General features: G+C 37.5%; 12 protein-coding genes and 1 pseudogene. 2 read left to right on the top strand and 11 right to left on the bottom strand.

Translation table 11 applies throughout. From position 1 onward, the window contains the following. Nucleotides 1–184: 184 nt before the first annotated feature. The 3 genes from G509_RS0111305 to G509_RS0111295 form a co-directional block, all read right to left on the bottom strand. Entirely contained in the window at nucleotides 185–1180 is a 996-nt protein-coding gene (locus tag G509_RS0111305) for an alcohol dehydrogenase catalytic domain-containing protein (RefSeq protein WP_026991639.1), read from the bottom strand. 17 nt (nucleotides 1181–1197) lie between these two features. Further along, nucleotides 1198–1794, bottom strand: coding sequence for an NADPH-dependent F420 reductase (locus G509_RS0111300; protein WP_026991638.1), 597 nt, complete (start codon nucleotides 1792–1794; stop codon nucleotides 1198–1200). Between the two features lie 90 nt (nucleotides 1795–1884). Continuing rightward, nucleotides 1885–2754 carry an SDR family oxidoreductase gene (locus G509_RS0111295; RefSeq protein ID WP_026991637.1) on the bottom strand — a complete coding sequence of 290 codons (870 nt, stop codon included), beginning with the start codon at nucleotides 2752–2754 and terminating at the stop codon, nucleotides 1885–1887. A 137-nt stretch (nucleotides 2755–2891) separates the two neighbouring features. Here G509_RS0111295 and G509_RS0111290 point away from each other — a divergent pair, with 137 nt between their 5' ends. Together G509_RS0111290 and G509_RS23355 are read left to right on the top strand one after the other, a co-directional pair. Beyond that, the gene (locus G509_RS0111290; RefSeq protein ID WP_026991636.1) at nucleotides 2892–3320 is read left to right on the top strand and encodes a winged helix-turn-helix transcriptional regulator; all 429 of its coding nucleotides are present in this window, start codon (nucleotides 2892–2894) and stop codon (nucleotides 3318–3320) included. 1556 nt (nucleotides 3321–4876) lie between these two features. Further along, complete coding sequence (locus tag G509_RS23355) at nucleotides 4877–5053, top strand: hypothetical protein (protein ID WP_154657771.1); 177 nt, start codon at nucleotides 4877–4879, stop codon at nucleotides 5051–5053. Nucleotides 5054–5369: 316 nt separating this feature from the next. Here G509_RS23355 and G509_RS0111270 read toward each other — a convergent pair whose 3' ends face one another. The 8 genes and pseudogenes from G509_RS0111270 to G509_RS0111235 form a co-directional block, all read right to left on the bottom strand. Next, nucleotides 5370–6101, bottom strand: a complete 732-nt coding sequence (locus tag G509_RS0111270) for a hypothetical protein (RefSeq protein ID WP_026991634.1) — start codon at nucleotides 6099–6101, stop codon at nucleotides 5370–5372. Then, a complete protein-coding gene (locus tag G509_RS0111265) occupies nucleotides 6085–6780 on the bottom strand; it encodes a hypothetical protein (RefSeq protein WP_026991633.1) in 696 nt (231 codons plus the stop codon). Before G509_RS0111265 ends, G509_RS0111270 begins: the two co-directional genes overlap by 17 nt. Then, the gene (locus G509_RS21925) at nucleotides 6777–9062 is read right to left on the bottom strand and encodes a sensor histidine kinase (protein ID WP_051200150.1); all 2286 of its coding nucleotides are present in this window, start codon (nucleotides 9060–9062) and stop codon (nucleotides 6777–6779) included. The genes G509_RS0111265 and G509_RS21925 overlap by 4 nt, the downstream gene beginning before the upstream one ends. Continuing rightward, nucleotides 9052–10287: a DNA cytosine methyltransferase gene (locus G509_RS0111255; RefSeq protein ID WP_026991632.1), complete on the bottom strand. Its 1236-nt coding sequence runs from the start codon at nucleotides 10285–10287 to the stop codon at nucleotides 9052–9054. The genes G509_RS21925 and G509_RS0111255 overlap by 11 nt, the downstream gene beginning before the upstream one ends. Beyond that, nucleotides 10278–10394, bottom strand: a pseudogene (locus G509_RS23735) (helix-turn-helix domain-containing protein); the annotation flags it as partial. The gene G509_RS0111255 and the pseudogene G509_RS23735, both read right to left, overlap by 10 nt. Before the next feature lie 402 nt (nucleotides 10395–10796). Next, nucleotides 10797–10952 carry a hypothetical protein gene (locus G509_RS23350; protein ID WP_154657770.1) on the bottom strand — a complete coding sequence of 52 codons (156 nt, stop codon included), beginning with the start codon at nucleotides 10950–10952 and terminating at the stop codon, nucleotides 10797–10799. A 1115-nt stretch (nucleotides 10953–12067) separates the two neighbouring features. Next, a complete protein-coding gene (locus tag G509_RS0111240; RefSeq protein WP_131450721.1) occupies nucleotides 12068–12448 on the bottom strand; it encodes a hypothetical protein in 381 nt (126 codons plus the stop codon). Nucleotides 12449–12460: 12 nt separating this feature from the next. Further along, complete coding sequence (locus G509_RS0111235) at nucleotides 12461–22990, bottom strand: SpvB/TcaC N-terminal domain-containing protein (RefSeq protein ID WP_211219581.1); 10530 nt, start codon at nucleotides 22988–22990, stop codon at nucleotides 12461–12463. Nucleotides 22991–23084: the final 94 nt, after the last annotated feature.

Raw genomic sequence — 23084 nt, 5'->3', positions numbered from 1 at the left:
GGATATGCGCAAAAGTACACAAACAGTCCTTTACTTGACGACGCTCTTCCTCAGGGAATTATTATATAGCATTGAATAATCTACAAGCGTCCATTACTAAGCGGGGCAAGGCTAAATATCGGTCTGTACTAATAAAACGCTTATCAACCATAGTTTATTTTTGATGCCTAAACCCCACAAATTCCTAAATATTAATTACAATTTTACCCACCGTGCTCCTTTCTTCAAGAATGGTATGCGCCTGAAGAATATTGTCTACACTCAATCCGTTAAATGTTTGATTAACTGGTGACTTGACCTTTCCTTCAACTACAAATCCAATTAATTCACGGAGTATATTTCCCTGGCTTTGCTGATCTACCCCGAAAAGCGACTTTGAAAAAACCATCTCCAGGAAAATAGTTACAGATTTATTCATTAGCTGCCAAAGATTTATATCATTGTCTCCCTCAATCGTTGCCAGATAGCCATAAGGTTTTATGATTTCCGGAAGCCACGATAGTGCACTCTTAAGACCATTAACGGCAAAAACGAAATCAACTTGGCGAATACCTTCATCATTCAGTTGCTTTATTACATCATTGTGGTGATTTACAATAATATCTGCTCCAAGATCCTTGACCCAACTTTGGGATCCAGGCTTGGAAGCCGTCGCAATTATCGTCACATCGGTTTTTGCTTTTAATAACTGTATGGCCATTGACCCCACCCCCCCTGCAGCACCTAAAATTAAAACGGTCTTAACATCAGGTGGTAACTCATTGTCAATACGAAATAAGGACTGATAAGCAGTCACGGTTGCTACCGGGGCTGCCGCCGCGTGATCAAAGGGTGCAAAATCCGGTAGCTTTGCTATTGATCTATAATCTGCCGCTACAAGCTCTGCGTAGGCACCTTGCCTGGTGGTGTCGCCTAAGCCAAATACCCGGTCACCTATACCGAACCCCGTTACTTTCGTACCTACTTGCTCGATCACACCGCTAAATTCATAGCCCAAAATTCGGTACTGCCTTTTAGGTGCATCTAAAATCCTTCGAAACAGGGCCTCTCCCGGATTAACACCAAATGCTTTAACACGGACTAAAACATCGGTATCCCTTATTTTCGGTTCAGCAACTTCCTCTAACCTGATTCCGAAGTTAGCTAGGGTGTTTTTCTTATAGTAAACTAATGCTTTCATAAGTACTGTTATTTAGATTAGATTGGGTAACTTATTAAATTCAGGCCCGATAAGGCTGTACCCACATCAGTTATACGGCCCGCCTGTTCCAAATTGCCAAGGTCAACCACCTCAAATCCCAAATCTGTTATTATTTTACCAACAGTTTCATTGGCAGATGGGTGATCCCCCGAAATAAAGCTGACCCGTTTACCATTGTCCACTTTTGGATCTGCCTCGATCCACTTTCCATACAAATGGTTAAACGCTTTGACGATTTTAGAATCAGGTAGTAGTTCTGCAACGACAACGCCCGTTGGCTTTTCCAATTTTGGGGAATTCCCATCCTTCGAGAAGTAATTGCTCACATCGATAAGTATTTTTCCTTCAAGCAGTCTTTTTAGTTTATTTAAGACATCAGGTATATCCCACCACATCACAGCTAAAATAATTATATCCGCACTACAGGCATCTTCAGTAGTACCAGCTAACGCGAGCGTTCCGAGTTCTTTCACGAGGGGCTGTAAGGATTCAATTCCCCTGGAATTGGAAAGGATAACAGGATAACCTGCATCTATCAGTTTCTTTGCAAGTGCCTTGCCAATATGCCCTGCACCAATGATTCCTATTTTCATATATTTTAAACTTTACAAGTTGATAAACTAAAGCGAAGTGACTGAGAGGAAAATTCTCAGACACTTCGCTTATTGTTATAGGACACTCTTCTATGCCAACGTTGACGATATGTACTCTTTGAACGTTTGTGACTTTCTACCTAATAACTGCTCCAGGTCGCCGGATTGCTGTTCGAATTCGCCTTCTTCGATTGCTACTACCCAACTCGTTATAAATTCAGCAACATGTTTCGGTGGCCCCTGTGCAACAATCGAATCAATATAGTCTTCTGGTGTTATAGTGGTAAATTCAACAGGTTGCCTTTTCAATTCCGATAGGATTTTTGCAATGTCAGAAAACGAAATGGAATCGCTTCCCCCTAGTGAGTAGGTCTTATTTTCGTGTCCCTGCGTGGATAGTATTTCAGCGTAGGCTTCAGAAACTTCATTTCTAGTTGCCGGTGCCATTTTTCCGTTATTTGCCGGTACTTTAATGCCAGTTTCATAAGGATTGGAGCCATAGTAGAATGATAAAAGATCCATAAAAGGCGGATTATACAAGATGGTATAATCAAGCCCGGATGATTTTAGTACCTGTTCCGTAAAAAGGTCTGATTCCGTAATTTCAGGCATAATACGTCCTGAACCTTCTTTACGCATAATTGACATATAAACTATGTGCTTAACACCAGCCTGGCGGGCGGCGGTAATTGCGTTATAATGTTGGGTGAACCGGTCTGTAAAAGCGACAGAACTAACTAGCAATACTTTGTCAACACCTTCAAACGCCTGTACTAATGAATCATAATCAAAATAATCACCGATACGAACCTCAATACCTTTAGCAACAAGGTCTTCAATTGCTTCTTTTTTACGGGAAAGTCCGATAATCTGGTTTGCAGGAACGCCTTTTTTTAATAAATGTTCGACTGTTCCTTTTCCAACTACACCTGTTACCCCTGTTACTAAAATCTTTGTCATAATGTAATATTCTTTTTTTGTTTATAAATGATTAAATTTGCTTTTTAAATGCAAGTAAAAAATACGATCAACACTTTTAATTTGCAAGTGTAAAAATATAATATTACTTTCAATAAGCAAGTAAAAAATATGAAATTATGAAATCAAGTGAAAATCGTTCCGGTTGCCCAATTAGTTCATCATTGGATATTTTCGGTGACCGATGGTCGTTATTAATTGTACGGGATTTGATGCTGTATAAAACACGTACTTATGGAGATTTTACAAAGTCAGAAGAGAAAATCGCAACGAATATATTGGCTAATAGGTTACAGATCTTGGAGGATAAAGGAATTATCAGTAAATTACCCTACCCTGACAATAAAGTTAAAGGGCTTTATAAGCTCAGTCCAAAAGGAATTGAATTAATACCTGCTCTGATAGAAATAGCCCTTTGGGGAGATAAAAATTTATCCAAACCTGATGTACGGTCACCTTATCTGAAAGAAGTAAAAAAGAACAAGTCTAAATTTCTAAAAAATGTTATGGAGAAGCTCTCAGCTGATGATGAGGTTAATGTTGATTAATAAACAGTCAAGAGCCGATCGAAAAATTTTGTTATAGTCAAATTCCATTCGGTTTCTTTTTAGCTGCAGTTTTCATATCAAAACATAAAATGCATTTTGACTAATCAGCATCAGTGTTTTCATTACAATGCGATTTTGTTAGCAAATACCTCATTTTCAGAATTGCTTCAAAACATCGCTTATAAATTGCCTCTTTATCGAGTATGGTAAGCATGACTAATTTAACCCGCACTTCTGCAACACAATTTATGATATACGGTTCCTGCATGTAAGAGAGCGAATTATCAAAACTGTACTCTGTTGTCAAGTTAAAATCTGCCAATTCAAGTGCCCTCTGCGATATTTTCGGATACAAGCAGACTGTTTACAATTAAAACAAATAAAGATCGTGCGGCATGTATTTTACAAATGTTTAACTGTACAGAGTCTCTGTACAAGACAATTTATTACTAATTTGTAAACATAACACAAGATTAGAAAATTCAAATACATAATTGCATCGCTGTAACATATGAAAGTACCTCTTTCAAATTAATTCCTCTCACTTTCCGCTTCTGCGCGGAGGCAGATTTGATCCTGCTCAGTTCTGTTTGGGCTATATGCTTTTTATTTACTGATCGAGGTACTGGATTTCCTGGCCCTGCTCCATTCTAAGAGCATGACTACAGTGCTACTTACACTATTGTGCATGTTGCCTACTTTATTGTTGAGATGGTTGTTTGCCTGGGGCTGTGCTTATGGATAGCGATTTATAAATCCAAACGAACCGACAACTATATCTTGCCCGAGATTATTCTTGCTGGCATTACTTTGTTCAGGAAAATGATTGTATATTACCTCTACCATTACTCCGAACCAACCTATCATTTTGTGCCTTACATCTATAAGCTCGCCAATCCACTTAGCAATTTCTTCCGGTTTACTTTTATATACCTACAGATAATAATCGATCTAATTGCAAGCATTACCTGTTTAAGGGCTTCTTCAATGAGACGGAAATTACAAATTGAAAAATCACAAATCGATACATAGGTCTGGCATAATTTATATAAATGTTTGTTAATTAGGCTGCATGCTACTACATCGATATATTTCACAATCCTTTAAGTCTTTATATTTGAGTAACGATACTATCTTACAAGTAAAAATATATCATCAACGATAAAATGTCCAAGGAAATAAAAGCGATACAGTGTCCTAAGTGCGGTTCTACACAGAAAGTGGAGATCAGGGCAGATTATTACACATGCACAAATTGCGATACCTAATATTTTCTGCGCGATGATGATATAACCATTACCCATAACGTAAACTATAATACTGTCAACACCGGACACGCTCCGGTCAAAAAAACTGCAGCTGTAATAGGCATTGTGTTTTTATTTATTATTATAGGCTCTTTGCTGACCTTCTGGTTAACAGGCAGTTCAATAGAAAAGTTCGGTACGATAATAGTTACCGAAAAACCAGACACTGAGTATAGATGGAGGGATCACGATGTTGTGGAATTATTATAGCGGCTTTGATTTCCGCAGGTCTATCAATCAAACAGCACTATGATGCAAAAAGCGTCAGAACATAAAGCGGATTCTTTAAATATTGAATTTAAGGCAGCTAATAATAGGATAATTAAATTATATGAAGAAACCATTGATAAATTAACGGGTGGAAAATCATATGCATGTTTTATTGCAGAGAGTATTTCAGAGAACTTGACCGGAGCGTTTTTATAGACTATCATTGGAGAAGGTGAGCATAATTTAAGAGATGTTCGTGGAACTATTTTAGATTAACAAATTATGTGTGTGCCTGGGCAAGAATCTAAAATTGGAGATTTAATTTTTGGGAGAACACGATTCGAGTTTGGCAGCGTCTCTGCGCCTGGGTATCTTCGATGCGAGATTGGTATAGATTCAAAAATATGAAGCGACTTGAATTTGTTATTGAAATTTCCGCTGAAACCCTAAGACAAAAATGGAGGTGTGGACTGGAGTAATACCAATCCTTACAAACCGCTGGAATAACCAAAACCACAGCTTTAGGCTGGAGTTAATTTTTTAAGCGAATTTGCGTATCTCCAAATATTAAAATCTCATTTTTAAAATTATAAAGTTCCTTCGCCAATTTATTCTTCCCTCTAGTATTAGTTAAAAGTAATTTGTATACTTCTTTATTTGTTTGCACTTTGATTAAATTTACTAAATTTTCGAGCGTATAACTATATAGATAAGATTGTAAAACACTAATCTTTATTATTCTAACAACAATGCCTTTAAAAATTGCAACTTCCATCTTAGATAGATCTTTGTCAAAATCGAAGTCAGTTTGAATATCTCCAAAACCTATAAATGCTCTTGCACCTTGCGCAACTGAAGCTTCACCTATTGAATTTTTAATGACATTTGAATTACAAGACAATGAAAAAACAATCTTATTCTTAAATATTGCCGCGTTTTCTTTACCAATGAAATTTTTTCTATTATAGTATTTTTTTTCTTCTAAAAGTAAAATTGGGTTCACAAATAAATTGTCTCCCTCATCCCCACACGATCCAAATAACTCATCACTTCTTCCATGCCCTAAGAATAATATTAGCTTATCTTCAAGTGGCTCTATAGCGGCAATACAATCATCATGTGATCTGTCATTTAATTTAAGATTTATATAGTAAAACTTATCTCCTAAATTAATTTTCAAATGATTGATAATTCGTCTTAAAAAAAACGTAGTTCTATCATGGGGATAGATACATATGATATCACTTTTATGCAGTTTCATCATCTACCAAAATTGAAAAGGCGAATTCTATAAAATGTTTTCTAAATTCTTGGCTCGATAAAGTATTTGCTTCTATTTCCTGAGCAATCTGTCCCAAAGTGTAATCTTTATAAGCCGGAAAGATTGCAATAATTTGTCTTTCTGAAAATCGATGCAGCCATTCTGTAATTACTATATCAAAATTATACGCCGGTTCTTGCCTAATATGCTTTATTATCTCATTTTCATAACCCTCACGTTTTATAAAATTGAACTTGCCTTTAACAAGCTGATGAATTTTATCTTGCATTTCTTCCAGCTTTCCGGTTTGAATTATGCTTTCAATGGCTTTTTCAATTCCTGCAGAATAAATAATTATCTCTTTATTTATTTTGTATCCAAGCTTTCTTACAACTATACCAACCTGAAAGCCATTAAGTACATCTTCAACAAGATTGTAATCAATAGCGATAGTGTTTGCTCTCATAAAAAAAGGAACCGTTTTTATCTCATCTTCTATTTTCCGCATGTCTACTCGAGGCACATCACTACCTTCATCCATAGATTGGAATTTATTCTCACTCGGGTTTATTTGAACATAATTAAAATTTATACCATGGTCAACTTTTAAAGTTCGTTTGATAGATCTTAAATTTCTTGACTGGTCACGTTCATCTATAAGAATACAGTACTTATCTATCATCTTGAAAAATCGATTAAAAATGTAGCGCCCTTTAAGTTCACCTTATTCCCAACAAAACTAATCTTAGCCCCCATACGGTTCAAAATTTCCTCGACAACATACAGACCAAGACCAGTTCCATTTGAAAGACCAGTTTCTTTAAATTTGAAAATTTTAGTGGGATCAAGAATATATTTATCTGAGAGCCCTGCACCATCGTCACAAAATTCAATCTGAAAAAGTTTGTTATTGACCGTATTTGTTTTAATTAAAATATTTTTGGCACCCCACTTGAACGCATTATCCTCAAGGTTGTCAATCACTATTGCGAGTTCTATTTTACTCAATTTGACATTAAATATTCCACCAGTGTGCTGATATTTAAACTTAATTCTTCTTGAATTCGAAATCTCATGATAATTTGCAATATAGCCTTCTAAAAAACTATTTAGCTCTACGTGCTGAGCATCACTTTCAGACAAATCTACATGAGTAATTATATTAGCAGCCTTGATTGCTTTATTGGAATGAAATAGAATAAAGGAAAGATCTCTAATTAAGTCATCATTTTTATATGTAGGATCCTTTATATCCTGAATAATATTTTCAACCGCTTTGGTTATTGCAATGTTGTTATTTTTAATATGGTGGATTAAAGCATCTGCATCAGGTGCTAATTGCTTTTTATAAAATTCTGTTTTTATCTTTTCCGTTTGCAATTCCGATTCTGCAACAATCCTAAGAGTTTCTTCTTTCTTTAATTCCTCTCTGTCTTTGTCAGCATCAGCTTTAATTTCTTTAACTACTTTCTGTATTTTTCGAGCTTCAATGACAATTTCCTCATTACCTGACTGAGCTGCTACACGAGAAATGTTTTTTACAATTTTATCAACACTACTATCCTGCTTGGAGGTAATAATATTTAAAAAATCTTTATCATATTCTATTTCTAAAATCCCCTTTTTATTAATAAATCCAGTAATTAATTCAAGAATTTGAATTTTTACATCTTTTGCCCATAATTCAGGAGTCATTTCACCCTGTTGATTTATACGCTCATCTCCCCATTTTATGATATCAACGACATAGTTTTCCAATCTCCTAAGAACAAAATCTTTGAAAAATCTAACTAAACTATCATAAGTTTTTGTTTTTACTAAACCTCCGTCGCGACTTGTAGTTTCTTTTAATTCCCTTTGTTCACCATTAATTTCGATTCGGCCAATTAGGTCACGTGCTCCTAAAAATCTATTCCTTCCTTGGCTTTTTCTTAAGTCAATAGCCAAAGAGTCATCACCAGGCTCACCATAAGGATAAATTCTAAAGCCATTTTTATACATGAAAACAGACCCGTAACTTTTTGGGGCAATACCCATAAGACGTGTAAAACTGTATTTAGCGGACCGGTTAAGCTGGAAAAGATAAAAAGACATTGCTTTCAATTCAGGATAAGGATTTATTTCTTTTACATAATAAATCATATCTCCGCGATCTTGAAGTGTCGTTTCGAAGGTTTTACCGTCTTCACTTATTTGAACTAGCAAATTGGAGCTTTTTATCTCAAGAGTCTCAAATATTGAATTTTTAACTTCTCCGTTAATTTTATCGAGTTGATTCTCTTCATATCTATCATCGGTAGCTTCATCATCAGCAACAATTTTTATCGAAAACCTTTCACTGTCATTATTTTGATTAGGATTAATTAACTTTGACAAAGAGCGTTTTAATCTTTGCAATTTTTTCCTATTCCAATCTTCTCGAAGCCCAGAAATTTCTAGTACTGTACCATGACGTATCCCATATTCATGTTTAAGAATAGTTTGACGGGAGACCGGAATATTTATAAACATTTCTTCATCTACTCCTTCAAAATCTTCCCAGTTGATATTCAATTGTTCAATTTCGGCATTTTTCTTATCCTTAATTGTGGTAAGTTTTAGATGTTTGCCTAATCTGTCACATGAAAATCGGCCAACACCCTTTGCTCCAGCGAACAGACGATTAACCTTTATCTTATCACGATAATCTTCATTTTCTATTCCAAGACGCTTAGCCGAATATGCCACAAACAGCCATTTATTTGATATGTCGTCAGATGTCATTCCCTTGCCGTTATCTTTTATGATAATTTTCGCAAAATCCTTTTCGCTTTTGTTATTCTCGAAAATCACCTCGACGTTCGTTGCATTAGCATCAAAAGAATTTTTGACCAGTTCAAATATGGCCACAAATTCATCTGTAATAAGTTCGCGGCCAATAAGGTCTTTAAGGGCAGCACTTATTTTAAAGGTTTCATCTGCCATTTAATATCTGTTTAAGGGCCAGGCCTGCCTGCTCTCCAAATAATGGAGGTATGGCATTGCCAACCTGGGTGTAACGGGGCACTTCTACCTTACGTAATATGCCGCCGGTGGTGTACTTATCTTTAAACTCAAACCAGTCTGGAAAGGTCTGTATTCGGGCATATTCCCTAACGCTTAGTATCCTAGGCTCAGAGAAATGTACATAGTCATCAGGATGTGAGGTTAGTGTTGGGGCTGGTTTGGCAGCATCTAGCATAAACAAACCGCGCTTTTTCACATTAAAGAGTTCTTTATCCGCATCACTTAACTTTTTACCCTTAGGGGCAGCGTCTAAAAGATTTTGGAACATTTGCACAGTTCCTGCGCTGTGATGGGCAAACCTGTGGCTATCTGGAATTTCCTGAGTAGTTTTAGATCGCATCAGCTTTTGATAAGGGCTCTGCACTTTGCTATATACTGACGACAGGAATCCTTTGGAATCTGGACTTTGCACAGTGCCATTTTTTTCCAGCAGGTCTGAAATTGCGTCTTTAAGATTTGCTGTCAAGCCAAGGCCTTTATTTATTAAAAATTCTTTGCGATGGGTTTTGATCAACTCAAAAAAATCTTCAGGTGTATGATGTAAGCTTTGGAAAATGTCTTTACGAATACCTACTAATATAAATCGAGTCCTTTTTTGAGGCACACCAAATTGGGAGAAGTCTATTAGCTGACCGCAGACCTCATAACCTTCAAAATCTTTGCCTGAACGCCTCAACTTTGCTTGTACAAATTCAGAGTATTTAATGCCCTTACTCTTATTTTTATCGAACCTTTGCGTAAATCCTTTTACGTTTTCAAAAAATATAATTTTGGGCTGTACCAGGCGAATAAATTGTATGTATGAGCTAATGAGTGCATTTCTATGATCGCTTTCTTCCCTCCTGCCTGCAGTAGAAAAGCCCTGGCAGGGCGGCCCTCCGGCTACCATGTCTACGGTACCGCGTAATCCTTTTAATTGCTGCTGATTATTTTTAAGCAACGAATTAATATCATGATTCTTAGTCTCAAGCCAGTCTGGCCAATTGAAATGCCCAAGATTATCTATTAAATTATGCTTTAAGGTTTTAAAGGCAAAGGGGCTTTTTTCTATTGCAAATAGCCCTTGCCATTCTGATTGATTAAGACCCAGGGATAATCCGCCGCATCCGGCGAACAGGTCTATATAAGTATTTATTACTGGCATATTTTAGTTTGTAGTATTAGGAGCTGACGTATATCTACATTTAATGCTTTTGCTATTTGTGAAAGTATCTCAAGTGATGGCTGTCTGTAATTATTACACCACTGAGAAACAGTAGTTTCGTTTTAATTTATAGCTTTCGAAAGCCATTTATTTTTTATTTTTATTTCTGCTAATAAAACTTTATTCTATTTAAATCCTACATAACTTTACGCCAAGTTATTTGTGTATTAAGCAAATATATGTAAAAGTTTAACAATTTTAACGGGCGGCAAATACTTAGTGCTGTAAAACAGGTAGAAATACCTATCATTAGGTATAAAAAATCCTCCTGAGAGGGATTACGGTTCCTGCCCGTAGCCTTTAACTGTAGCTTCTATCAGGGCCCTGAATTCTTTTTCTCTATCTGCCGGCATCCGGCGAACGACAACTACACTAACCGCATTTTTAAGTGGTTTTTTTCGATTATTATTGCCTCATGAATTTATAGAATCGCTTTCCAATTAAATCGCTTATTCCTCCAAACTCAGCATTGCCTCCTTAATAACATCGATATAGCCATAAGCCATCTCCCGAATGATGTTGCTGTAATGCCTCCAGATGATTTTATTATACACCGGATGCGATCTCTTTTTGTGCCTGGCCATGCCGGCGCTTATAAACTTCATGTCTACAAAGCGGTGCTTTAGCTTCTGCACATATCCAAGGGCGCTCTCACTGGGTGTAAAATGCCGGCCGGTAAACCAGTCGGCAGACGTCCAAAAAATGTATTATTCTCACTATCATTTTAACGTTTGACCGGGAAGTATATCGGACGGATCTGAGCCACACCCGCATGATTTATATATAAGTGTCATGGATTTCACACAATTCAAAGGTACTAAAATGCACAAAATCCTCAACTAGACAAAATAAACCACTAACTTTAAAAACGTATAGAAAATGTCTTAATAAACTCCGTTAAAGTAGGCCAATTTCTTTAAATCCTGCATAAAATGGTTTGGAATTTGTATACTTGGGGTCACACTTAAAAAAGTGTTAAATCAAAAGATTTAGCACTTTTTTGTTTTCATAATCTTACAGAAATTTCGAATTACAAGATTTTTTATAAGTTTATACTTATGGTTTGGATGTCCTGACTAATTACCCCAACAAGATTAAACCATTTATATTAATAAATAAGTAGGTGTTTTTACGAAGTGATATAGAATAAAAAACTCTCAGCAGTGCTGAGAGTTTCGTATGAAGGTTTTTGGAATTAAATGGAGTTTTTTTTAGGAAGGGATTCGAACCTATCTCTGTATACTGGATATTTACTGGCCTTTTAAATTTTAACTCAATGTGTGCCACGAATATGCCACAGTTAAAATGTAACATATCCTAAAATTTGTTAATCTGCAAAACCTGATTTAAAGAACATTATAATTCAATTCTATAGCAAATATAATGCAACTGGAATTGCCAACAAAACAACCCGGTTTTATAATATTGTCACACTGCCATCACTAAACAAAGGCAAGTAGTTGCCAACATTGGTTCAAACAAAGAGTATAGCTTTGGCAGCGTTGGTATACCAATCCCTTAAGAGGCCAGAAGCAAATTACCACCCATTGCGTGCACGAGCCAAGAGGCTCGTGCACGCAGGAAAAATTGACGTACCAATAGCATGTTCAATTTGACAACTTAACTGTGTCATTTTATGAATGCAAGCACGACCTTAAATTATACGCCCAATTTTTCATTACATAAAAAACTAATCATTAACAGATAAAATTTTTTATAGTTAAATCTTCTCATAATATTGATTCAAATCAACATAAAGATTAATTTTTAAATTCCCAAAAAAATATAACCTATCAATTGAAGTTGTAAAGCCATTATCGCCATATTTATCTTTATATGACAATGCAATACGTGTTCCATTAAAACCATAAAATAATTTATATTCCCCATCCCCATAATATCCACTCCTAAAATGATTATTATCATAGAGAATTAAAGTATCTGCAATATGAGGATTTTCCCCTATAAATGTATTCCCATAATTTTTATTCACATATTTACCGATAATCATACTTTTGGTGGAAAATTTATTATACACGTAAACAACCGTGAAAACTATTACTAAACAAATAATCGTTTTATTTCGAATTTCTTTTTTCATTTCTTTTTTATATTACTTTCTACTCCTCATGAAGATATAAGTTTGATAAGTAGTTGACATGCTATCATCAATTTCTTGATAACCTTTTAAATTCCAAACTCTCCTTAAACCTCTACTGTGATTACTAACTGGTAGGTGATAATAGAAGGATGTCCTAGATTTGGTATCTTGAACGATCGTGAAAACCTGATCTCCAAGAGTATAAAAGCTGGCATTAAAACTTCCCATCATTTGCAATTGCCCATTATTTAATGCTGCCAAAATATTGTCGACAAGTGGAGTAAAATTAATCTCAAATCCACCTTTACTTTTCCCAGAGGAAACAAAACCTCTAAATGTATCTCCTAATTTATAAAAGAACTGTAGATCTTTAATACTTGAGTGTGATCCTTCAAAAATACTTCTTTCAGGGCCAGTACCGCTAAGCCATTCTTCAGTTATATCCTTCCAATTTATATTATTTCCGCGCTGATTTCCTGAAAGAGTTTCCCTACCATTTTTAATAGTATTCCAATTACCTTTTCTGTCCGTAACATACGTAATTTGATTACCATTTTCATCGTAAGTGTTTGTATGATAAAAATCAACTCCAATTTCATCTCCTTTAGTAGAAATTTTTTGCCATTTACCATTTTCATCCTTTTCATATTCTCCATCTATCATACCTGTAGGGTCTGTTCTGTTAATGGGATTGTTTGAACAGTAATGATATGGAGTTTTATTTGATTGACTTTCCGCCAACGGGTCCACACTCAACCAAATACTTGATTTAGGATCGTAATAACGTGCCCCATAATAATACAAGCCTGTTTCATCATCAAGCTCCTTACCGTTAAATTTGTAGGGGCTCTCGTAGTCTTCGGATAAGCCATGCTGCTCTGCCATGGTCTCACCAAAGGGCAAATTTACAAAATATTGGTATGGCCTGCCGTTAGCATCAGATAAAAATGAACTGGTACCCAAATGGTCCGGATGGAAAAAGTAAATGCTATTGTATGGAAACAGCGTTGGCAATGTTGGTGTACCAGGATCTGTAGGTGGTGCCGCGGCGGTACTGCCATCCAAATTTAACTTACCCGATGCTTCTTTCTTACTTTGGGCTGCACTAATCTCAGAATCATCATTAGCTTCATCATCATTTGTTGCCGGCTGGTATTCTTTAAATGCCGGTACACTAAGTTTAGCTTCTGCCAATATTTGCGTAAGGTCTTGTATTTGCAGCTGACGCAGCTTATCATCATCAAATTCAGTTTCTTCCTTACTATCAAGATTTGGCGTTACCTGTTTACCCGTTGTGGCTGTTTTCTCAAAATAGCCTGCCGTTTGCTCGCCTATACGGCTTACTACCCTTTGGCTGCCTGCATAGTAATGCTTGCTATATTCTCCACTACCTTTTACCACTACATAGGCACTCGGGTAGGTGGTGTATGTATCAAAGCTTACACTTCCCCCTGTCATGGTGCCATTTTCGTAAACCGCTTCTGTACCAGAGCTGGCTTTTAAAATACGCTCGCCACCCGCATCATAAATATAATGCTGCATTTGCAGAGCATCGGCCACCACTCGAAGGCGGTTGCTTTCGTCCCAATAAAAATTACGGGTACTTAGGCTTGTGCTGCCGCTTGTGTTGGTTTTTTTAAGCATATTACCGTTGGCATCGTAGGTATAATTCTCGGCTATTGTCGTACCGCTTTTTGTGGCTTTTTGCAGCTTGTGTGTACCACTTACATACGTGTATATATTATTATAGGTATTTGCCGCAAAGGATTGTCCATTTTTTAAATGACTTTGCTGTTTGGTAGCTATGCCATGGGTTGTATTATACGTCATGGCCAGTGTATAACTTGCATTAGCATCGTTATTATTGGCTGTTTGTCCAGAATGGCCTGTAAAGCTGCCCTGCGAACTTGTTAACCTGTTTAAATTATCGTAGGTATAGGTGTTAGTAGTACTGCCTCCTAACTGATTTAAACTGTTATAGGTTGCCGCATTATTAACACTCGTTACGTTGCCCACCCTATCGTAAGTATACGTATTGTCGAACATTTTTGTATTTGCCATGGCAGTCATTGTTTGTAGCCTACGCATAGGCTCATCGTAAGTATATGTTGTATATGTACCATTACCATATAATAAAGATGTGCGTTGCTCGTAATGGTCGTATTTAATTTCTTTAATGTACGAATAATTTTGCCCCTGTATTTTTCCTATCATGCTAAAAAGGTTACCCCCTAAATCGTAAGCATAATTTACTATTTCTCCATCCGGATATTGCATAGAACGCACCCTGTTCCAGCTATCATAAGTAAAATAAGTATCAAAGGTTCGGGTAGGTATATTAGGCCCCACAACAGTTCTGGTATTGTGTATTATCTCTCCCATATTGCCGTATTCAAAAAGCTGCTGCCCTGTGGCATCGGTTTGAGATACCAGCCTGTTCTTGTTATTACCCGTTGTACCGTAGGTATAATTAACGGTTGCAATATTTGCCGTGGTTCCTGTAGCAGGATAAAGTATTTGCGTTGGGCGGTTATAAAAGTAATTATATTTAATAAACCTGTCGGCTACCGGTATAGCCGTATTGGCAGCCAGCTTTGCTGTCTGAATTTTTGTTAGGTTACCTGCCTTGTCATACGTATATTTAGTAATACCATTATCTAAATGAGTAAGCTGTGTTTTTCTTCCTAAAAGATCATATAGGTACGACGTTGTAACGTTTGCTGCATCTTTGTACGATACCAGCTCGCCAATAGAATTATAGGTCAATAATGTATTTAAATCAGTAGAGCCGCTTGTACCTGCTAAAACATTATTTGTTTTAGTAGTTCTGCCGTTAACGTCTGTATACACCTCATTAATAACATTTGCTGTATTAGTCTGGCTTACTGTAGATTTTGTTTTGTGCAAGCCTGTACTGGCATCTACACTAAACTCGGTTGTTGCAATATTGCCATCGGGGTCGGTTGTTTTTACTACCCTGTCGGTTTCATCATACTTTACAGATGAATGGTTTGGCGAAGCATACTCGTTCACTATAAAGTTTGTTGTTGCAAGCTTTGCTTCGTAATAAGGATGGTACTGTATTATTGCACGTCCAAAATCATCATAATAGGCTTTACCTGAAACAGACATAGATTCCGATGTTAACATTATGTCTTTTTTAACCTGTATTACACGGGCTAAACCATCTATAAACGTATAAGTCTGAATGTCGTTAGTAGGGTTTTGAACATCGTAATGCGATGTTACCGCTACAGGTGTAAAATTAGCCTGGGTTATGGATACTACACCACTTAGGTTTGCATACTTAGGATAGTACTGCATTTTTATTGTATAGGCAGCACCGCTGGCTGCTTCTTTAGGGCCTTTAACCGTTAAAAGCCTGCCGTTGGTATCGTAAGTCCTCACAACAATATTGCCAGCGTTGTCCGTTTCGGTAAGTAATTTATCGTATTTAGCGTCGTAAGTTGATGATGAAGTATTTCCATAAGAATCTGAAACACTTACCAGATATTTATTTAGCGCAGCATCATAAACGTATTGGTACACCATAGATTGCGCCGGCGAACTATCATTTGGAGGCAGGGTAACACTTGCCAGGTTGCCATATACATCATAAGTCATTTGTGTTATAGCTGTTACCGTGGTTCCAGATATTAGTGCCGCTATACTGCCTATTGTACCTGTATTTTCATTAAGTATTGTGGTTGTCCTCCTGCGTTTTAAAACGCTACTATTATCCTTAACCCTTATCTCTTTAGGTATAGCAATAAGGTTGCGGGTTAACATAGTAGCTGTAGCCGTATGATAATCTATTTCTGTAGTATAATTATCTGTAGTAACAGTTGGATTACCCAAATAAAGGTATTTGGTTACCCTGCCCAGGTTATCATACTGCAATTGTGTTGTGGTAACCAATGGTGTTGTACCCAACTCATATATATAGCTATTGGTTTCTGTTAGTAATGCTATAGCACTTTTACGCCCTTCGGTACCACCGGTGTCAAATGTAAGGGGCACAACAGTAGTAAGGTCTATTACGCTACCATTCATTTGCTTTATAGCATATGTATTTACCGTCTTAGAAAAAACAGCATTCTCATCGTTACCCTTAAGCACGTATGATTCTTTTAAAAGGCCGTTTAAGTAATAACTTTGGTTGTAATACTTAGCCACATTTGTGCGGTAAACACCGGGACCATCTATACTTGCAAGTGAATTATTATGAAGAGTCTTTACAGTCTCAAACCCATAGAACGAACGTTCCCTACGATCATAGTAACCGTTCTCATAAGCGAAGCTGGTTACATAACTGTCAGCCCCATCGTTTACCTTATTGTAACCATCTGCTACCACAACATTTTTCATGACCCATTTGGTATTGGGGTTACCATAGGTTTTGGCGCTTGCCTCGTAATCTAAAGTAAATTTACCACCAATTGGGTTGGTTACATCTTTAAGCATGTTGGTACGCCCAATAGCCGAGTAGTTTACATTTACAGCACCATCATCACTATAAGTCATAAAATCGACAAAGCCATCTCCATTTAAATCTTTAAATATTTTTTTGGTTTGCCCCAGGTTGATATTCGAAAAGGCATCAAAAGTAAGGCCACCCTTAATCCAAACTAATGGCGCAAAATAACAACATACTGGAAATCCATAAAAAGCACCAATATTACCGTTAATTGCCAATGCATGGCTACGGGAATCCGATGATAAATTTGGCGATGTGCCAACAGCGGTAAGTGCTACATTACTACCAAAACCAACACCTGTATTATACTTCACATTATTTCCTTCAATCCTGTCTACAAGGCCATCACCATTTATATCGGCAAAAGTTACATCACTATCACCTCCGTTAACACTATAGCCAACAGTTACGCTTCCGCTAATAATACCACTGGGAATAAGGTTGCCACCATACGTAAAACCGCCGCTTGTGCCGTTAGGTACAGGCGATGTGACCTCACCATCTAATTGATTAAAGCCGTAAATATTGTCGTTAGGGTTATCTATGTCGTTATTAGCACCATTAAAAACATTTTGGCCCTTATTTAACTCAACAATATATCCTGATGTTATTTTACTTACCCTGTCTGGCAGGCCATCACCATTCATATCCATCCAGTAGGCAGTTACCTTATCCTGTCCATCAAGGTTATTATCTATACCTATCCTGGCAGAATACGCTCCGTAAGAAGCACTTGCCGATGCTGCCATTTTTACGCCACCACCACTTGTAGTGTGCGCAGATACAGTAGCAGAACCGTTTAAAGATGTAGATGTAGTGGCCGTTTCTGTAACTGAGCTGCTTACACTATTACCATTGTGAACAACGTCATCATATACACCGTCCGCTTCTTTTTGAGACGGATTTAAAAATGTACGTGAAAGGGCCGAGCCTGAATAATCAGATAATTTTTGGACAACATGCCCGGACAATGTATTGCCCGATGACGTTAAGAGCCCACCTGTCCTGCTGGTTTTTTGTAAAGCATCCGATGTTAAAATATCCGGGTAACCATCGCCATTAATATCTGCAAAATCAGTAATGGTATTACTATAAGAACTTTGGCTGGTGCTATGCCCAATGGGCCCCCAGGCTATATTATTGCTCCTATTAGAGTTTTTATGTATTTTAGTAATGGCCGTCATACCGGTTGTAGCATTAGCTGCTAAGGGTTCCGGTTCATCGGTTTCGCCCAGTGGCGCGTAATTTAGCCCGCTGCCACCTGATGATGAGCCGCCACTGGAGTCTATTTCCTCAACGCTGCCTGCCCTGACAAAAATAGATGAAGAATATTGACTGTTATAGAAGCCGCTCCATTTATCATTAAATAAATTGCCATCAGGAATGTAGGGCTCCATAGCCAACAAGGGCAGGTCAAACTGAAAATCAGTTGTTAAGCCCTGGATATTGTTAATTAGCCCATCAGTATCAAAACTCTCAAAATTTGTACCTTCTTCAGGTATATTTAAGGCATTTTCCAGTTCGTCTTCCATACACTCCTGGTAATTTTCTGCTGCGGCGCAGCCTGTTACTAAAAGCGGGCTGCTTATAGCACTAATACTTGCAAACGGTGCTGCAACAATAGATTCACTGATAAGTTTACCACCTGTTCCTACAGGAGTATTATTGTCGGTATCATAATGGTCGTTATATAAAAATTGCCCCCAGTTATTTAATAGTGGTCCTAAATATTTATAATCATCATAGTAAACTGATACAGCTGCGGTTTTGTTAGTATTTGAAGGACTTGAAGCATAGCCAACGATAGCCGTTCTATAAGTCACTGCCTGCTGATATTTTTTAAATACTTCAATATTAGATTCTTGGACATAATACTCAAATTTGTATTCTGCTTGTAAATTGACACTGCAACTTGAGCATAAAACAATAGGAGTAGTATTAGAAAGGCTAATCTCTCCATCTTCTATGATAACTTCTCTTTTACCAATCACATTACCCGAAGCATTTTTTACAGCGAACAAAAATGAAGCATTATCATTCGGGGTTATATAGCCTCCAGTAATTTCTATATTAGGTTTAACGTTATAAGCTTGGTTTGCCGCAACAGTAGACCAGGTAGGAAATGTCGGGTCTGTTGCCGCAGGCATTAATTTGTAGTTACCTTTATAGTCTTCAGTCCTGTAAATACTGTGTTTGGGTACACCGTAAGACTCGAAAGACTCTGCTCCGCTATTAGATGCTGCAGAGTAAATTACCTTTGGCCTCCACCAGCCAATTAATCCAGCTAAGTAATATGCAGTGCCACTTGTAATTACATTGGTGTCAGACCATACCTCGAACCGGAATGAAGTACCTTCGGCAACACTAATATTACTTAGTGAAGTTATAGGACTAATTGTAGTAGGTGTATATTGTGGGCATACACCTATGCTCAGGTTACTTTCCGGAGGATAAATTAAATTTTCGGTTATATTGCCCTGTGCATCAACCGTTTTTTTATATATACGGTAACGGACTTCATCCACGTTAAAAGTTGTCTGAAAACTGTTCCATGTGATATTTACCGTTCCGTTTGCCGGAATTTCTACCGACACATCTTTAGAAGCTATAAAGCTGTTACTGTAGTTTTCTACACCCTGATTAGGAAATGGTGATGGATAGGGTGTATCTATTGCAAGATATTCTATATAATGGTCAGCATCAAATTTTGGGTTTGAGCCCGAGGCATTTTTATGAAACCTGAAATAAATTTTTTCGCCCTGGTTAACTTTTAATGGCACTTGCTGCGGATCGCAATTAACGCCATTTAATGTAATAGTATTATCCAGTACGGTGGAAATTACCTGCGAAAAAACTTCGCAGCTATGCCCTTCAAACTGCTTTTGTATTGAAAATAGTGCCTGCCCAGGGCCCAGGTTGGTTATTTTATTTTTTATTTGAATTTTCCCTGAAGTTGGCGCTATCCATACTCTTACAACATCGTAATCATCATTAAAATCCTGTTGCTGGCTATCTTCTTCCTGTTCTTCGGGGGTAGGTTGGGGTTCGCCAACAGGCCCAACACCTGTAATTACCATATTAGGCGTTACATTACTGGCTGTTGTAAAAGTGGGCTCGTTAGTAGTAAGGTCTATATGGTTAAAGTGTACAATACCATTTACTACTATATCCAGCAACCCATCGTTATTGGCATCTGTAGCATATACTTTTGTTTCGGTTTTTGTTTTTGTACGTTGTTTACCTGCAAAAAATTTCAGAAATGAAACATCCCACGACTCGCCAAAAACAGTTTTAGTGTACGATTTGCTTGAGGAGTAATCGCTAATATTATGTATCGATTTAGACTCTGTGGCAAACGAATTTACTAAATAGTCGCCAGTTCCGGATAAATTTACCAGGCCCGGATAGTACTTTAACCCGTCTGAACTTTTATACACTATGTCATCAATGCCATCCCCGTCAATATCTGCAAGGGTAACTTTACCCTTAGTCTTAACGGTACTCTCTCCAAATGGGGCGCCAACCAAAAGTGTTCCATTAATTTTGGAGCTATATACTCCCGGTCTAACTTCTACACCTACTGTAGGCTTAACAGAGAAACCTGTTTCTATACTTTGCGAAGTATTAATTTTTGAGGCTTTAAGCAAATCATCATCCCCCAGGCCTAAAGCGTAATCCGCATTTACAGAGGGCAGTGTTATAGGTACAGCTGCCCTGAACAAATTACCATTATTGCCATTTACTATATCATTATAATAAGAAAACGTATGTTTGTAAAACTCTACACCACTCCCATTTTGTTCTGCTACAGAAGTTAAAATTGTTTTATTAAAATGTCCCGCACCGTATAAAAATGCATAATTTCTTACAACTGTACTTTGATATTTAATCGCTATTTTAGTTAACAAATTTGGATTGGCAAGCCTAACACCTAAACGGGCATCAACAGTAACATCTGGCCTAACCGTGCTATTTCGGGTAAAAACTGCACTATACATGTAATTAACATCATTGTATCCTGAATATTGGATATTATCAAGATAAAAAGCTTTACTTCCAGCCAAAGTAGGATAAGCAGTTGCTGTAGCAGTAAATACCGGAGCTGTATAAGTGTATTTCATAGTATTGCCAAACACATCTTCTACCATGTATAATGCCCAGTGCACTACCCTTCCTGCTTCATCTTTTATTACAGCGTTTCCTGTGTTAATATCTCCTTCTGCCTTACCACCATACCAGCTTATAGTACCATCGGTACCCGTTACTTTCCAATAATAGTTAGTAGGGTTTGCACCAAGCCTTTCAATCTTTGCAAAGCTTCCTTCCCTTCTCGATGTAAATAGTTTAGCACCACTGGTATTCCTGGCTTGTGGGGTTGTAGAATACGCGGTACCCTGATGGCGGTGCGGCAGGTATCCGTTAGGATACATCAACTGGCCGCCATTTAAAGAATATATCTCGCTTTCGTTAACAGGGTCGTGCAGCGGCACACCCCAGCGGGTGTCTATGGTAATAGCGGGAGCACTGATATCCCACCCTAAACCAAGCCAGCCATTGTTGCCATTACTATTATAGGTAAGCGTAAGGTCGGGCTGAATGCCGTTCCTGCCTGATGGTATTTTTATTGGGTACGATATGTTGGCGTCACCCGTTTGTGATGCCTGTGGCGGACTTATTAATGTCATCTCAGCAGATGGATCTGCAGCCTTGATATCACTCATCATCGTTGGCATAAAAGCAGTTGCTTCAGGGCTTTCCGGCGACTGGATAATACCATTTATATAATCTGTAAAATGGGTGGTTTGAGACGTTATTGTGTGGTTTTTAACATCTTCACCCTCTTTTTTAACCTCTTTCCATTGTTTGGTTTGCGTATCAAAAAAGTAGGTTTTTATATCCCGGGCAGTATATCCCGTAGGTAATAATAACGTATCATAAGCAAGTGTTATATTTACCGGCTTAGCAAAGGTAGTACCATCGGGCAGAAAACGGTATGCTTTGCCGCCTTTAGTAACATTGGTAACCCCAGATTCCATTGGGGCTACATCAATAGGCCTTAACCTTGTAATTGATATCTGGTTGTCCTGTATTAGTGCACTATCGCTTATAGCTATTGATGCGCCGTATATCTCTAATGACCCCGCAGTTTTAGCTGCGAAAAATTTATTGGCCTGTATCTGCTTCTTTTCGATTGAAAACAGATGGTCTGCCTCAAGCATTGTATCCAGCATAATTAGCTCCTGCCCTAAAAAGCCGGTATTGTCTGTTGCCTGTATAGCAACTATTTTACTACGCTTTATATCTTCTGTAAGGGTAATAAACCCTTCAAATTCTCCATTGTTAACTTCAATAGCCTGGCTACCCGCAAAAACTTTAAGGTTCTGTCCGGCCTGCCTTACAAAGCCCTTAATATATACTCTATTTTCTTTTGTAAGAGTAACGGCCTCATTATCTACTACCAGCAAGTTGTTGGCGCTGCCTTTTTCAATAACTATATTAAGGTTCTTTACCTTGTATTGGTAACCTGCCCCTTCCGGTATGGTAAACAGTACTGTATTATTACCCTGCTTTAACCAGGCGGCATCCAACTCTTCTTTTTGAGCCGACCAGCCTTTTTGATTTTTAACCAGATAACCACCGGTAGAAAAACGCTGGTTGATGCTTCTTGCCACACTGCTGTGAGCGCTTACTCCGTATACATCGTATGTTAGATATGCCCGCGACCCTTCTGGAATAAAAGGTATGTTTAATTTAAAAAGGTTATCCGAAGGGTTATCAATTGGTTTATCTTCAGAAACCCCTATAATACCTTCATCTATATCGGCAGTTGCGATTACCCTGCCTGCAGTGTTAACATATTTACCAGGAAAATGCAGGGGTGCCTTTGCCGGCTTTACATTAACTAATGCGCCTGTAGTAATACCCAAATTTTGCATGCCCGCGGCACTATCTGTAAGATTATTACTTTTATTTAAGTAAGAACCCTGATAAGTAAGTCCTTGTTGTTTGTTAAGGTAAGCATTTATAATTCCTTGTGCAGGAGCTACAAATGTGCTATGCAACATAGCTATTAATACAACGTGATGTATAATCCCAACAAAACGCTTGTTAGGTTTTAAATGGCTATTTATATGGCCCATAATACGGTAGGTATTTATA

Source organism: Flavobacterium subsaxonicum WB 4.1-42 = DSM 21790, assembly GCF_000422725.1.
GTDB classification, from domain to species: domain Bacteria; phylum Bacteroidota; class Bacteroidia; order Flavobacteriales; family Flavobacteriaceae; genus Flavobacterium; species Flavobacterium subsaxonicum.
This window is presented reverse-complemented; position numbering and strand designations above follow the sequence as displayed.

Excerpts from the sequence above, each read along its gene's own strand:
- G509_RS0111240 (WP_131450721.1), bottom strand. The coding sequence starts at position 12,448 with ATGAAAAAAGAAATTCGAAATAAAACGATTATTTGTTTAGTAATAGTT.
- G509_RS0111300 (WP_026991638.1), bottom strand. The coding sequence starts at position 1,794 with ATGAAAATAGGAATCATTGGTGCAGGGCATATTGGCAAGGCACTTGCA.
- G509_RS23350 (WP_154657770.1), bottom strand. The coding sequence starts at position 10,952 with ATGAAGTTTATAAGCGCCGGCATGGCCAGGCACAAAAAGAGATCGCAT.
- G509_RS0111305 (WP_026991639.1), bottom strand. The coding sequence starts at position 1,180 with ATGAAAGCATTAGTTTACTATAAGAAAAACACCCTAGCTAACTTCGGA.
- G509_RS23355 (WP_154657771.1), top strand. The coding sequence starts at position 4,877 with ATGATGCAAAAAGCGTCAGAACATAAAGCGGATTCTTTAAATATTGAA.
- G509_RS0111290 (WP_026991636.1), top strand. The coding sequence starts at position 2,892 with ATGAAATCAAGTGAAAATCGTTCCGGTTGCCCAATTAGTTCATCATTG.
- G509_RS0111295 (WP_026991637.1), bottom strand. The coding sequence starts at position 2,754 with ATGACAAAGATTTTAGTAACAGGGGTAACAGGTGTAGTTGGAAAAGGA.
- G509_RS0111270 (WP_026991634.1), bottom strand. The coding sequence starts at position 6,101 with ATGATGAAACTGCATAAAAGTGATATCATATGTATCTATCCCCATGAT.
- G509_RS0111255 (WP_026991632.1), bottom strand. The coding sequence starts at position 10,287 with ATGCCAGTAATAAATACTTATATAGACCTGTTCGCCGGATGCGGCGGA.
- G509_RS0111235 (WP_211219581.1), bottom strand. The coding sequence starts at position 22,990 with ATGTTGCATAGCACATTTGTAGCTCCTGCACAAGGAATTATAAATGCT.
- G509_RS0111265 (WP_026991633.1), bottom strand. The coding sequence starts at position 6,780 with ATGATAGATAAGTACTGTATTCTTATAGATGAACGTGACCAGTCAAGA.
- G509_RS21925 (WP_051200150.1), bottom strand. The coding sequence starts at position 9,062 with ATGGCAGATGAAACCTTTAAAATAAGTGCTGCCCTTAAAGACCTTATT.